Here is a 13,438-nt window from a genome sequence, read left to right as displayed (position 1 = left end):
TGATGGCGTCCTTTCGGATCAGTCGGACGATACCCTCATGAATTTAAATTTTGCCTTTGCCTGCCTCATCGTCGTGTCGTTTGCGATTGCGTTGGGGCATGGCTGAACTCAGGCATCGACCTGAACCACTTCAATGCCCAACCGCTGATAATCCTCGACGCTGCCCGACGCTACGTGTTGCTCGGTAATCAGTGTATGGATGCGATTGCACGGTGCAACCACAAACGGCTCCACCGCCCCGAGTTTGTCCGCCGTAATCACCGCCACCACGTGTGAAGCGCTGGCAAGCATCGCTCGCTTCACGGGCGCCTCATCGAAATGCAGCGAGCTGATGCCGACGTCCGGGTGAATCGCGCAGACACCGGTGAACAACAGATCAGCCTTGATGCCTTCGATCAGCCGCAGGGTTTCATGCCCGCTGGCCGACATCGTCGCGGGGTTGAGCTGTCCACCGGCCAGGATCACCTTGATGCCTTTGTACTCGGCCAGGGTGATGGCGATCATCGGCGACGCGGTAATGGCCGTGATGGAGATGTCCGAGGGCAGCGACCGCGCAATTTGCAGCGTTGTACTGCCCGAATCGAACAGCACAATCTGCCCCTCCTGAACCCGGCGCGCCGCGAGTTGCGCCAACTGCGCTTTCACCTCATCGGTTTCGCTGACCCGAGTGAAAAAATCCTTGCCCGTGTCTTTCGGTCGCGGCAGCGCCCCGCCGTGCACCCGCTGCACCAGGCCGGCGGTGGCAAGCTCGGAGAGATCGCGACGAATGGTGTCTTCGGACACCGCAAAATGCTGACTCAACTCTGAAGCCATGACTTTGCCGTCGCGCTCAAGGATCAGGAGGATTTTTTGCCGGCGCACCGAAGGGAGCTCGGCGATGGAATGCTGATCTTGCATGTTTATGCCTGATTTTGCGGGTTTGTGCGAGGTTAGCCAAACAGGCGGGTAAACACAATCGGGAGGGACCGGGGCGGCAAATGGGCAGGTGTCCCCTCGCTTATTGGCAACAGTCACGAAACAGACAACATGGACTGGATCAAACGACCAGATTTGATCATTGAGTAAATGCGATTAGCGGTCGGGCAATACGCGGCGCAATGACGGTGATGGAACTAACGTTGTAATTCCACGCTGGTCAACCCGGCATTCCCGAAGCGGTGAACTTCCATGGAAAAGATCGCCCGTAAGTTAATCCAACCCTCGGCCGTTCGTGTCGCTGGGGCCGGGCTGGCGCTGATTCTCGGATTGAGCCAACCGATCATTTCGCTGGCAGATGAGGCGTACGCCAAAAATTTGCTAAAGAACATGTCCGACTATATGTCAGCGCAAAAAAACATATCGTTCAACTACGACACCAACTTTGAAGTCGTCACCAAAGAAAAACAGAAACTTGCCCTCGCCGCTTCCGGCACGACGGTAATCAGCCGGCCAGACAAAATACGCAACATCCGCACTGGCGGATTTGCAGATATCGAAATGCTGTATGACGGTAAGACGCTGACTGTGCTGGGCAAAAATGTGAATGCCTATACGCAAGTGCCCATCACCGGCACGCTGGATCATTTGATTGATGAGTTAAGGGTTAAGTACGACAGGCCAATAGCCGGTGCCGACCTGTTTGGGTCCAACCCCCAGGAAGCGTTGATGGTGGGAGTGACCGACATAAAAGACTTGGGCAGCGGCGTCATCGGTGGCGTCGAATGCGATCACCTGGCCTTCAGAACCAAGGAAGTTGATTGGCAAATCTGGATCGCTCAAGGCGAGCGTCCTTACCCTTGCCGCTATGTCATCACCTCAAAACAAGTCGAGGGTGGTCCGCAGTACAGCATTCAGTTGAGTGACTGGAAAACGGGCACAGAGGTTGCCGCTGACGACTTCACGTTTGATAACTCGACGGATGCCAAGAAAGTCGACTTGAAAGACGTGCCCAACGGCGATGACTTACCGAAAAACTTTGTGCGAGGACATGCCAAATGAACGGCTTGATAAAAACCGGTGGCTTGGTGCTGGTGGGCTTTGTTCTGGTCGCAGCGCTCGAACTCGGCGAAACCCTATCGATCCCGGGCGTACACAGTGTCATTTCCTCGGCCGAAGCCGTCGTAGGACGCCCTCTTACTCCGGTCAGCGTTTCGGGTGTGGCGCGGCGTAGCAATCGGCGTGATTGAAGGGCCAGTGCTTATAACGATTGATTATAAATTGAAAACTTGCCGGACTTTTCGGCCCGGCAAGTAACAAAACAAATATAAAATACCGGTGCAAAATATTTAAATATTCTCATTTTTTTATCAAACCTTGTCACAACCAATTAACACTGACTCATAACTTTTACAACTTTCGTCATACGTGAATTTCCTCGCATATTGACGCACTTGCAAAACACGCCTTTTATATATGTCCGAGCCCAACCTTCTCGGCTCACGCAGTTGGCAAAGTGCGCTCCCCCTGAAAGGAAACTTATCATGCTCATTATCGACACCCCCTACAACACCACGACAAAACTCCGTTGCCTGTCGAAAGAAAACGTAAAAACTGTTATCCGTTATTACAACTTCAGCAACTCAAAAACGTTTCCAGACAAATGCTTGACGCTTATAGAGGCGCAGTCCATTTGCGCGCAAGGCATGAACATCGCCGTGGTGTTTCAACAACGACAGGACAATGCCGCCGATTTCTCGGAAATCAAAGGCTATGAGGCGGGACGCAGAGCCTACCGATACGCCCTCAACGACATCGGGCAACCCGAGGGATCGGGGATCTATTTCTCTGTCGACTTCGATGCCAGCACCAACGAAATCACCAGCGACATCATTCCTTATTTCCAAGGGGTGCAGCGGGCGTTCAACGAGATCTCCGGTGCTCAGCCAGCCTATCGGGTGGGTATCTATGGCTCTGGCGCAACGGCCAATGCGCTGACAAAAAACGGCCTGTGTTCACTGGTATGGCTGGCCATGTCGTCCGGATTTCGCGGGACCAAAGACGCAATAAAAAACGGCACCTATCACATCGAGCAAAAAGCCCCATCGGCAAAATTGTGCGGCCTGGACCTCGACTACAACCTCATCAATCCCCAGCACGCCAACGATTTCGGGGCTTTCGTTCTACCGGTCGAAACCTCGGTGGTCGCGACATCCCATGCCGCCGCTACCCACGAAGTGATATCGCGCACCAGCCTCAGGCTGCGCGGCGGCCCTGGTACCGAGTACAGCGTAGTGAGCAGCTTGAAGCCCGGCCAGTTGGTTACCGCGAAACCGGTCAATACCGAATGGTCAAGTATCGATCTTCAGGGTGACGGGTTGATTGACGGGTTTGCGGCTTCGGCTTTTTTGAAAGAGTTGAGTTGATTACCGGGCTGTTTCAATCGAGCAGGAGGCACCATGGCCCTTGAACGCGGTGAAACGCAGTTGATCCCAGGCGTACACAACACAATTTCCTCGGCCGAAACCGTCGTTGGGCGCCCGCTCACCCCGGTCAGCGTTTCTGGGGTGGCGCAGCGTAGTTCGCGGCGTGATTGAGCGATCAGGATTTGCAATTGTCAGTGATAGTTGAAACGCCTACCGGGCCACTAGGCCCGGTAGACATGGGTCCCCCCTTAAGTCCAGAAGCAACTACTCGGACGACCGCTGAATTATCTCAAAACGAAACATTCAATATTATCTAATAATCTAATCACGGTTGGCCGACAGATTTAACAAAGGCTACGCTGTACTTCCAACAGCAACTGGCAATAGCGACTTAAATAGAAAATCAACACAGGGAAATTAAGCATGGGAATTTTCCCAGCGGGAATAATCTCCACTATAAAAAATTGCGCCTATCAAGCGGACAAACTTGCACGCTCTGACTTGATTGCCAACCACATCACGACCGAAAACGATTACACCTCTAATTTCACCAGTTTTTTCCGACACAGTATTAACGCATTAAAAATTTTCGGTTTAAGTTCACGCATCCAACAACTTCACCCCCCGCATGAGCGAAAATTCGGCGCCGATGGGTGCATCATTTTCCACAACATCACCAATCACACCATGAAGGTTGGTATTTTTGAAGCCAAGTGGCCCCGGCTGAGCACTCATAAAGACTGCTGGGATTCAATTCAAACCACGAAGAACACATCACACTTTCACGACCAGCTTCGTCGGCAAGCAACAAAAGCAAATGTGTGGGCCATTTGGGAAATGTTTTATTGTGAGTTCCCGTTTAGAGGACAACCCGCCTTTATGCCGCCAGAAGGGTCAGCGTGTGTTTGGCATTCGCCAGCTTACGCAGCTTCTAACAAAAGGCCCAATCCAGCGATTGCCTGGCGGGATAGCGATCTGGAGCAATTGCTCAAAAACCATCCGATGACGATATCTGAAGTTATTACCGATATCTGTAAATGCCACGAAGGAGTGGAGTTACCCGCCACAGGTTTCGACGAACTGTTCCAGGGTGCTATCACCCCTGAAGAAGTGCTGATAGTTGAATATTTTGCTTCATGACCACAGACCACCATCGTCCCTCTTCAAAGCAATTTTAGGACTTTGATATGAACCTTCCAGAACCTGACTTAGTGGCGATTCTGCAAGCTGGAGATTGGGGCCCCACCGCTGAAGACAGCTCGGATTTTTATGGTGAACAAATCCCTGCTCAATGGGTCAAGCAATGGGTTGAGCAATATGACCCGCACAAAATCGAGTCCACGGCAGGCCTCGGCGCATTGACCCTGATTACCGCAGCTGCGGCGTGGGGAGTGACCCCAGGGGGCCTGCTCCCGGAGGATCCGGAGGGAAAGCAGTGGAAGGGTGCACAAAGAGGCAATGATGGAAAACACCTGATGAGCTATGCAGTGGGGGGTGTGGGTGTCGACCATACAGACAGCGCTCAACTCAAGCGCTTGTTCGACTTTATTAAACTAAATCATCTAACGCTGGCCCCCAAGGCAGACCAATTTTTCAATCTGCGCGGGATCAACTTCGACAATATCCGGGCTAGAGGTGGAGTCTGTTCTACGCCACGCTCGGAAATCACCCTCGATCTTGACGCAAAACCGTTCGCTCACGACATCTATGGCGGCGGTAGCAGCTACTGCGGTGCACACATGAACGGCGCAACGACGCTGGAAGACTGGCAGATTTTCCGGCATTGGATACGCACAGCCTTACGCCAGAAAGATGTTCAGAGTTTTATCATCAATCAATGGCTGACGAACGTCTGGGTGCCTTCCTACCAAGCGGTTTTGGCGGCAGGAGGTTCTGTAGAAGAAGCGATGATCAATAGCCGCATTAGAAACTCGAGCCCAGTCACCGCAAAGTGTGCAATTGACAAGGCAAACCAGGTCGCTGACGGCAAACGAATCGAAACCCAACTAAAGGCCTACACAGACCCTGATTGCAAGGGGAAAGCGCGCCATAGCGAGCGTTTCGGCGTGATGAAGAGACCCATGGTGCTCTACCGGCATTTTCGCCAGCAACCCTAATGAACTCAGCGATAACCCGCACATCGACTCACAAGTTTGAGATTGCACGGTAGCCCCGGCAATTGAATTGAATTCAATAACCGTGCTGAAGCTGAGCATCGGGAGGCCAGGTTCAGTTACTCGCCACCTGCGCCACAGTGCCCGCAGTCACCAGCGCTTTAAGCGAAGCATCAAACTGCTTCAGCGCATTCACTTGCAGCTCAGTCTGCCGGTCAATCTGCGCTGCAATCTCCGGGGCCGCTTTGCCATGCACCCAGACCGAAGGCATTTGCTGAGCGCGTGAACCTTCGGCCTTGCCGATGTACTGCAGGTTCGCATCGTAGAACTTGGCCATGAACCGCGCTTCAACCTGATTGTTGCGCTTGGACACCAGGCGGCTGTAGGTATCCAGCATCACCACCACGTCGGGGCGTGCCTGCACCAGCGCGTCGAGGTTGTCGTAGACCGTCACCGAGCCGAACTCTTTTTGCAGCGAGCCCATCAGCCAGTTGATCGCAAGCTGCGGGTCGGAACTGTTGACGAAGGCGTTGCTGATGCGCGAATCCAGTTGAGGGTTTTTCGCACCGTTCACCGCCACCGCATGGTACTGCTCAAGGTATTGGAGGGTGTTGAGGGTGTTTTCACTGTAGAGCACGCCCACGGTCTGGGCATGTTGCAGATGGGTTGTACTGTCGGCGACCGGCGGCAAATGGCACGACTGGTCAGCCGCGTAAGCCGGCCCGGTGGCGGCGACGCTGCCGGTGAATACGGCGATAAAGGCCAGCAAGGTAGACATTTTCATCGCTCAGGTTCCTTCAAAGGCGAGTTCGGTATGCAGCTATCCTCCTCCCTTGGCGAAAAAACAGAACTTGCATTCCTTGATGGTGATTATTGATTAAACGAATGGTTGGGCAACGGGCCTGAATCGGGCCTGGCGTGCGTAACCTCTCAATAGGAAAACGCTGCCCGTCGCAAAGCGCGGCTTTCGGTCTACGCTGTTCTGACGTCCCTTTTCTCTATCACTCATGGAGCCCAAACTTGAACTGGACTGCTTCTGCCGCTATCGCCTTGACCCTATTGTTCTCACTCTCAAGCCCTGCCTTCGCCGAAACACCGGCCCTGAATGAAGCACGCGCACTTGTCGCCAAGGCACACATGGGCAGTAACCTCCCGGCCATTGCCATGTCGACGGCGCAGGGAACGGTGTCCTACTCGATGATTGCCGAGAAGCTCGGCAGTGCCGACGCCGACCGTATCGTTTCCGAGGAAATCACCGCATTGCTGCCCAAGTACCAGCCAAAATGGGACGAGAACCTGGCACAGGCCTATGAAAAGTCATTCTCTGAAGAAGAACTGGCTTCGCTCGTCGCGGACGGTCCGACCTCACAATACGTCGAAAAAGTAAAAGCACAGCAAGCCACCGTCGGCAGCGAGATGCGCTCGACTTCAGAACCGATTGTGGCTGCCCTGGTGACCGAAGCACTGAAAGAGACCATGGAAAAACGTGTCCAGTAACGGACAGCAAATCTGTCTTTGAAAAGCCGTCTACGCTGCTGCAATCGGTATCCCGCTCAGGCTGGGGGGGTACGTGACATTCCACGCGTACGTTGGGAGACACCGTTATGTTGCGTACCCTGCTGACCACTGCCTTACTGCTAGCACTGAGCCTCCCGGCGCAGGCTGGGGTGACACCGTTCCCTGCGGCGTTCCAGACAAAAGACATCAGCGTCGAAGGCGTCAAGATCCATGTGCGCGTCGGCGGCAAGGGACCTGCCGTGGTGATGCTGCACGGCTTTGGCGACACCGGTGACATGTGGGCGCCACTGGCGGCGAATCTGGCCAAGGACCACACAGTCGTGGTGCCGGACCTTCGAGGCTTGGGGTTGTCGTCGATACCGGAAAGCGGCTACGACAAAAAGACCCAGGCCGGTGACATCCGCGGGGTATTGGCGGCACTGGGGATCGAGCATTCGGTGGTCATCGGCCACGACATCGGCACGATGGTCGCCTTCGCCTACGCCTCGCGTTATCCGCAATTGACTGATCGCCTGGTCGTCATGGACGCGCCGGTACCCGGCATTCCACCCTGGAACGATATCGTGCGTTCGCCGATGCTATGGCACTTCGACTTCGGCGGACCGGACGCCGAACGCCTGGTGGCAGGCCGGGAACGCATCTACCTGGACCGGTTCTGGAACGAGTTCGCAGGCGACCGCAGCAAAGTCGATGAAGCCACCCGCCAACATTACGCCAAGCTCTATGCCCGCCCCGGCGTCATGCACGCGGCCTTCGCTCAGTTCCGCAGCATTCGCCAGGACGCGGCGGACAACGAAGCGTCGATGAAGACGCGGTTGAGCATGCCAGTGCTGGCCATCGGTGGTGAAAAATCCTTCGGAGCCAATGAGGCAATCGTCATGCGCAATGCGGCGGACAACGTGACCGAAGTGGTGATACCGGGGGCCGGTCACTGGCTGATGGAAGAAGCGCCGGCAGCGACTATTCAGGCGATTCGCGATTTCATTGCACAGTGATGCCAATCGACAGGGACGAGTGATTGGCAATGCAGTTCCACGGCGAGGCGGTCAAATGATCGCCACGCTGTTTCATGGCTTGATACAACCCCGTTACGCCAGCTGTTACCTGCCGGTCCGAATCAGTGTTGATGACCACTGCGACTGTAACGCCAAGACACTTCGCCGCCCTTTTCTGCCCGCCTACAGTGAAGCCGTCGATGTGCTAACAGGGCCATTGATTGCCCAACATATCACTCCAAGGAATAGGGAAATCATGAGTAAATCCACTGCGGTAAGTGCCCATCAAAAACAGCTGCATGATGACGTGCAGGCGGCCGTCAAATCGATCATGGCCGCACCAACGGCCTTGAAAACCACCGACTACAGCAAGGTCCTGACCTCAACCCTGGCGGCCACGCAAAAATCGGTGAAGATCCAGATCACATCCGGCGACCTGACCACGCTGAAACAGTCCGGCTACAAGCTGTGTTTTGCCAAGAAAGTCGGTACCGAAGCCTATAACGTGGTCTGGCAGTCTTATGTCCAATACTTGAGTAACAGCACCTTCAGCTGGACCCCGCAATATCAGCTATTCGGTTCCAACTCGTTCCAGGCCAACGTGCAAGTGGATGTCTCGACCAACATCGTCAACATCGGCCTGGGTCAACAGTCAGTGCTTGATACTTCCGGCCTGCTTGGCTCGGCGACGACCGGCGGCCCTGACACATCGATTACCCTGATCAATAACTACGGCGCGATCCACCCAGGCATCAGCCAATTGTCCACCGGCATCGATGGCAAGCAGGTCAGCACGCCAATCTACGTGGCTTCCAATCAGATCGTCACCGGCTCCACGGTGTTGACCCCGGTCGAAACCATATTGGTCTGGTTCGAACAGAACGTGCAGACCAGCACCATGTTCAGCACTTCGCGCTCTCAATCCGTCGAAATCGATCTGACTTTCGACAACACTGCCACCCGCCTCTACTCCGGCGGCAGCTGGACCGTCGTGTAACACGGCATCCGGGGCGACCTTGCGGTTGCCCCGCTTTCTCAAGCGTCACCGTCGCCCCGGGCGAAATACCCGGTCAATGACTGGCAGATAGACTCCGCCAAATCTTCCTGAGTGGCGATGCCGTAAGGTCGATTGCGATCAAACTGCTCTGACCAGCGAATTCGCCCCTGCGCAATATCGATCAGGCGCACCGAAGCCCGGACCCGGGTCGATTCAACCCGCACGCTGCCCTCCAGTGAATAACTGCCGCGCCCGGCCCGCACCAGGTCCGGGGCTTTGACGCTGTTGCGCGCGACCTTCATCAATACGTGGTTGCCTAGGCTTTGCGTCTGCTCGAATGACTCGAACAGCTTACAGCTCAACTCTTCGCACAAGCCCCGGGCGAAGTCATCGCCGTCGCGGGTGATGCAGGTGAATGGCTGAATCTGCAAGACCGGATGGCGAGTCGCGATCCCTTTGGGCCTGAGCCGCTGGTAAGCCAGCCGATAACACCCGGCCGGTATGCTCAGGCGTATCGCGTCTTGTTGGCCGGTGGTGGCGTAATGGGTGGTGAGCTTGCGTCGCAACCGCCCCACTTGCACGCGCACCACCGGATCATCGCCCGTGCAGTAAATCGCCGGATCACGGCGAAACACCGCCAGGCCGATGGCGTGCTCGGTGAGCGCAATGTTCGGACATTGAAGGTCATGATCGACCAGAAAGCGCAGCAGACTGCCCATTCGCCGGGACTTGGAAAACACCGGGCTGGCCAATAGCTGCGCCAATACCCGCTCCATTTCTTCACGATCAAGTGGTCCGGGGACACCCTCGGCACTTGAATTGCCAACGTGCTTGATCACCATTGCCTGCCTCCGTGCAGGTTATCGACAATCACTCGTCGTACTCCATGGCCACGCGCAACGCCCGCCCTGAAGTGGCTCGGGCGCTGCAATGTCGAAGCTTAGCAGCCGTAGAATATTGTGCTGAGCGCAACGCTCACAGAGGCATTCAGCAGCAACGCGTCGTGCATTGCTTGCCGCCGTAGCGGGCCTCCTGACGCTCGCGAATAAACATCGAATGGCTCATGACCGGCTGATCTTGTAGCAGCTGCCGTAACACCGACTTTGTAGCAGCTGCCGAGCCCGCGAGGCTGCGTTCGGCTGCGCAGCAGTTGTGAGATCAAAAAATGCGGTGTGTCAGGCCCTCCTTGTACTCAGGGTTTACGACTGCTGCGCAGCCGAACGCAGCCTCGCGGGCTCGGCAGCTGCTACGGGATCGCGTTATGGCCACTGATCCGTATTTTTCTGCACGTTCTGTCTCTGTACTGGTACCAGCGCTGGTCCGACAATGAGCAACGCACCGCAACAGTTTGTTAATATCCACCCGCTTTTTTCGTCTGATTTATCAGCCGCCACAGATTTCACGTCGCTACACAGGATTTTCCCCATGAGTACGTTGTATACCCGTCGCACTGTCCTGCGCGGCATGAGCCTGCTGAGCCTCGGCCTGTTGGTCGGCTGCGATGACAGCAGCAAGCTGTCGTACAAGTACGGCAAGGACCTCAGCGACAACATCATGGGCCGTACCTTCAAGCTCAAGGACGCCGACGGCGAAACGAAGATGCTGACCAGCTATCGCGGCATGATGCCGATGGTTTTCTTCGGCTTCACCCAATGCCCGGCGGTGTGCCCGACCACCCTGGCCCGCGCCGCCCAAGCGAAAAAACTGATGGGCCGCGATGGCGAAAAGCTGCAAGTGATCTTCATCACCCTGGACCCCGAGCGCGACACGCCACAGATGCTCGACAAATACGTCAAATCGTTCGACCCGACGTTCGAAGCGCTGCACGGCACGCTGGAAGAAACCGCCGCCACCGCGAAGGAATTCGGCGTGTTCTTCGAAAAAGGCCCGAACGGTGACAGCTACACTCTCTCCCACACCGCGACCAGTTACGTCTTCGACTCCCGGGGCAATCTGCGCCTGGGCCTGTCCGCATCCCTTACCGCCCAAGAGTGCGCAGAAGACCTGCTCACCGTCATGGAGGTCTGCTAATGACTTCAACCCCCTTCAAGCGCATCAAACAACTGGCCCTGGGCCTGTCCCTGATCGGCCTGGCCTTTCAGGTGTCGGCTCAAACCCAGGTCCAGGACGCCTGGGTTCGCGCGACTGTGGCCGACCAACCGTCGACCGGCGCCTTCATGACCCTGCAAGCCGACAGCGACAGCACCCTGCTGAGCGTGCAGTCCCCGGCGGCAAAAACCGTACAGATTCACCAAATGAGCATGAAAGACGATGTGATGAGCATGCGTCAGGTCGACGCTGTGCCGCTGCCGGCCGGCAAGCCCGTGAACTTCGACCCGCATGGCTACCACGTAATGCTGATTGACCTGACGGCTCAAGTGAAAGAAGGCGATAAAGTGCCGCTGACCCTGACCGTGAAAAATGCCAAGGGCGAGCAGGAAACCATCGAAGTACAAGCCGAAGCCCGGGCACTCGGCACGATGGACCACAGCAAGATGCATTAAGGCGTTGGGCGTGATGCCCTAACCGTGCAACACCCTCCCTCCAGACCCGCCATCCAGGCGGGTCTAAACGTTCTGCCTCAGTTATTTATACTCAAATGCCAGCTTAATAATATTTTACCGATACAGGGGTGATCCCTAGTCTTGAGCCCAAGAGATGGCAGGCCATAAGCGACCTGAATCCCACTTCGAAGGGTAGAGAGATGACCACAGAAAAAACAAAAACAGACACGCTGATCGTTGGCGCCGGTCAGGCTGGCGTGGCCATGAGTGAACACCTGAGCAAACTTGGCGTGCCGCACCTGGTGCTGGAGCGCAACCGTATTGCCGAGCGCTGGCGCACCGGGCGTTGGGATTCGCTGGTGGCCAATGGTCCGGCCTGGCACGACCGTTTTCCCGGCCTGGAATTCGACGACCTCAGCCCGGACGGCTTTGCCCCCAAAGAGCGCGTGGCGGACTACTTCGAAGCCTATGCGAAAAAATTCAACGCACCGGTACGCACCGGCGTCGACGTGCTCAAAGTCGAGCGCAATGTCGGCCGTCCGGGCTTCACCATCGAAACCTCCGAAGGCGTGATCGAGGCCAACCGTGTGGTAGCCGCCACCGGGCCGTTCCAGACGCCAGTAATCCCGCCTATCGCGCCTAAAGATCAACCGTTCTTGCAGATCCACTCGGCCGACTACCGCAATCCCGGTCAACTGCCGGAAGGCGCTGTGCTGGTGGTTGGCGCCGGCTCGTCAGGGGTGCAGATCGCCGATGAATTGCAGCGCTCCGGCAAACAGGTTTACCTCTCGGTCGGTGCGCACGACCGCCCGCCTCGCGCCTACCGCAACCGCGATTTCTGCTGGTGGCTGGGTGTGTTGGGTGAATGGGATCAGGCCGCGATGAAACCCGGTCGCGAACACGTGACCATCGCGGTCAGCGGTGCACATGGCGGCAAGACGGTCGACTTCCGGGGGCTCGCCCATCGCGGCATGACCCTTGTCGGTCTGACCCAATCGTTCAACGGCAGTGTGGCGACGTTTCAACCGAACCTGGCCGAGAACCTGGCGCGCGGTGATGAAAACTACCTGGCGCTGCTCAATGCCGCCGACGCCTACATCGAAAGCAATGGTCTGGACCTGCCGGAAGAACCTGAAGCGCGCATGACCTTCCCGGATCCGGAATGCGTGAAGAATCCGATTCTTGAACTCGATCTGGCCAAGGCCGGCATCAACTCAATCATCTGGGCCACCGGTTTTGCCACCGATTACAGCTGGCTGAAGGTCAACGCCTTCGACGACAAGGGCAAGCCAGCGCACCAGCGCGGTGTGTCGAGTGAGCCGGGGGTGTATTTCCTCGGGCTGCCATGGCAGTCGCGTCGCGGTTCTTCGTTCATCTGGGGGGTGTGGCACGACGCCAAGTACGTGGCCGATCACATCGCCATCCAGCGTTCGTACCTCGACTACCACGATACGGCGCAGCGTCAGGCTGAAAGCGTGCCGGTCGCTCACAAAACCACGGTCAGTGCTTGATTTTTTATTCAGGAGTTTCAGATGTCCACGCCAACCCATACCCGAATTCGCATGTTCAACACCAAGGAAACCTACCCGAACCAGAGCCTGGACAACGATTTGTGCCAGGCCGTGCGGGCCGGGAATACCGTTTATGTTCGCGGCCAGGTCGGGACTGATTTCGAAGGCAACCTGGTCGGTCTGGGCGACCCGCGCGCGCAGGCCGAGCAAGCGATGCGCAACGTCAAACAGTTGCTGGAAGAGGCCGGCAGCGATCTCAGCCACATCGTGAAAACCACGACGTACCTGATTGATCCGCGCTATCGCGAGCCGGTTTATCAGGAAGTGGGCAAGTGGCTCAAGGGCGTGTTTCCAATTTCGACCGGGCTGGTGGTATCAGCGCTGGGGCAGCCGCAGTGGTTGATGGAGATTGATGTGATTGCGGTGATTCCTGAATAAACCGGGTCGCCACCATCGCA

The 13,438-nt window shown here is 56.3% G+C and carries 16 protein-coding genes; 12 read left to right on the top strand and 4 right to left on the bottom strand.

Translation table 11 applies throughout. The features are described 5' to 3' along the window. Positions 1–108 precede the first annotated feature (108 nt). The gene (locus C7534_RS00550; RefSeq protein WP_109784616.1) at positions 109–897 is read right to left on the bottom strand and encodes a DeoR/GlpR family DNA-binding transcription regulator; all 789 of its coding nucleotides are present in this window, start codon (positions 895–897) and stop codon (positions 109–111) included. 270 nt (positions 898–1,167) lie between these two features. On the opposite strand from C7534_RS00550, the gene C7534_RS00545 reads away from it, so the two are divergent. The 5 genes from C7534_RS00545 (at position 1,168) to C7534_RS00525 (ending at position 5,458) form a co-directional block, all read left to right on the top strand. Then, complete coding sequence (locus C7534_RS00545) at positions 1,168–1,977, top strand: DUF2092 domain-containing protein (RefSeq protein ID WP_109784615.1); 810 nt, start codon at positions 1,168–1,170, stop codon at positions 1,975–1,977. Next, a complete protein-coding gene (locus C7534_RS00540) occupies positions 1,974–2,165 on the top strand; it encodes a hypothetical protein (RefSeq protein ID WP_077430316.1) in 192 nt (63 codons plus the stop codon). The genes C7534_RS00545 and C7534_RS00540 overlap by 4 nt, the downstream gene beginning before the upstream one ends. 294 nt (positions 2,166–2,459) lie before the next feature. Continuing rightward, entirely contained in the window at positions 2,460–3,341 is an 882-nt protein-coding gene (locus C7534_RS00535; protein WP_109784614.1) for a DUF1906 domain-containing protein, read from the top strand. A 423-nt stretch (positions 3,342–3,764) separates the two neighbouring features. Next, a complete protein-coding gene (locus C7534_RS00530; RefSeq protein WP_109784613.1) occupies positions 3,765–4,481 on the top strand; it encodes a hypothetical protein in 717 nt (238 codons plus the stop codon). Positions 4,482–4,528: 47 nt separating this feature from the next. Further along, entirely contained in the window at positions 4,529–5,458 is a 930-nt protein-coding gene (locus C7534_RS00525; RefSeq protein ID WP_109784612.1) for a hypothetical protein, read from the top strand. A 112-nt stretch (positions 5,459–5,570) separates the two neighbouring features. Here the strand turns inward: C7534_RS00525 and C7534_RS00520 are convergent, their stop codons facing one another. Beyond that, the gene (locus tag C7534_RS00520; RefSeq protein WP_109784611.1) at positions 5,571–6,239 is read right to left on the bottom strand and encodes an ATPase; all 669 of its coding nucleotides are present in this window, start codon (positions 6,237–6,239) and stop codon (positions 5,571–5,573) included. A gap of 236 nt (positions 6,240–6,475) precedes the next feature. Here C7534_RS00520 and C7534_RS00515 point away from each other — a divergent pair, with 236 nt between their 5' ends. The 3 genes from C7534_RS00515 (at position 6,476) to C7534_RS00505 (ending at position 8,965) form a co-directional block, all read left to right on the top strand. Next, positions 6,476–6,952, top strand: a complete 477-nt coding sequence (locus C7534_RS00515) for a hypothetical protein (protein WP_109784610.1) — start codon at positions 6,476–6,478, stop codon at positions 6,950–6,952. A 107-nt stretch (positions 6,953–7,059) separates the two neighbouring features. Beyond that, complete coding sequence (locus C7534_RS00510) at positions 7,060–7,968, top strand: alpha/beta fold hydrolase (protein ID WP_109784609.1); 909 nt, start codon at positions 7,060–7,062, stop codon at positions 7,966–7,968. 256 nt (positions 7,969–8,224) lie between these two features. Continuing rightward, positions 8,225–8,965 (top strand): hypothetical protein, encoded by a 741-nt coding sequence (locus C7534_RS00505; RefSeq protein ID WP_109784608.1) that lies wholly within the window; start codon positions 8,225–8,227, stop codon positions 8,963–8,965. A 38-nt stretch (positions 8,966–9,003) separates the two neighbouring features. Here C7534_RS00505 and C7534_RS00500 read toward each other — a convergent pair whose 3' ends face one another. Together C7534_RS00500 and C7534_RS00495 are read right to left on the bottom strand one after the other, a co-directional pair. Then, positions 9,004–9,807, bottom strand: coding sequence for a hypothetical protein (locus tag C7534_RS00500; protein WP_109784607.1), 804 nt, complete (start codon positions 9,805–9,807; stop codon positions 9,004–9,006). Between the two features lie 145 nt (positions 9,808–9,952). Beyond that, the gene (locus C7534_RS00495) at positions 9,953–10,063 is read right to left on the bottom strand and encodes a CstA-like transporter-associated (seleno)protein (protein WP_256577239.1); all 111 of its coding nucleotides are present in this window, start codon (positions 10,061–10,063) and stop codon (positions 9,953–9,955) included. Between the two features lie 327 nt (positions 10,064–10,390). Here C7534_RS00495 and C7534_RS00485 point away from each other — a divergent pair, with 327 nt between their 5' ends. The 4 genes from C7534_RS00485 (at position 10,391) to C7534_RS00470 (ending at position 13,418) form a co-directional block, all read left to right on the top strand. Next, on the top strand, positions 10,391–10,996 hold the full coding sequence (locus tag C7534_RS00485; RefSeq protein ID WP_109784606.1) for an SCO family protein: 606 nt from the start codon (positions 10,391–10,393) through the stop codon (positions 10,994–10,996). After that, the gene (locus C7534_RS00480) at positions 10,996–11,469 is read left to right on the top strand and encodes a copper chaperone PCu(A)C (protein WP_109784605.1); all 474 of its coding nucleotides are present in this window, start codon (positions 10,996–10,998) and stop codon (positions 11,467–11,469) included. Before C7534_RS00485 ends, C7534_RS00480 begins: the two co-directional genes overlap by 1 nt. A 164-nt stretch (positions 11,470–11,633) precedes the next feature. After that, positions 11,634–12,980 (top strand): flavin-containing monooxygenase, encoded by a 1,347-nt coding sequence (locus C7534_RS00475; protein ID WP_411740754.1) that lies wholly within the window; start codon positions 11,634–11,636, stop codon positions 12,978–12,980. Positions 12,981–13,001: 21 nt separating this feature from the next. Further along, positions 13,002–13,418 carry a RidA family protein gene (locus tag C7534_RS00470; RefSeq protein WP_046027689.1) on the top strand — a complete coding sequence of 139 codons (417 nt, stop codon included), beginning with the start codon at positions 13,002–13,004 and terminating at the stop codon, positions 13,416–13,418. Positions 13,419–13,438: the final 20 nt, after the last annotated feature.

This window comes from Pseudomonas sp. OV226, from assembly GCF_003148705.1.
GTDB lineage: Bacteria > Pseudomonadota > Gammaproteobacteria > Pseudomonadales > Pseudomonadaceae > Aquipseudomonas.
This window is presented reverse-complemented; position numbering and strand designations above follow the sequence as displayed.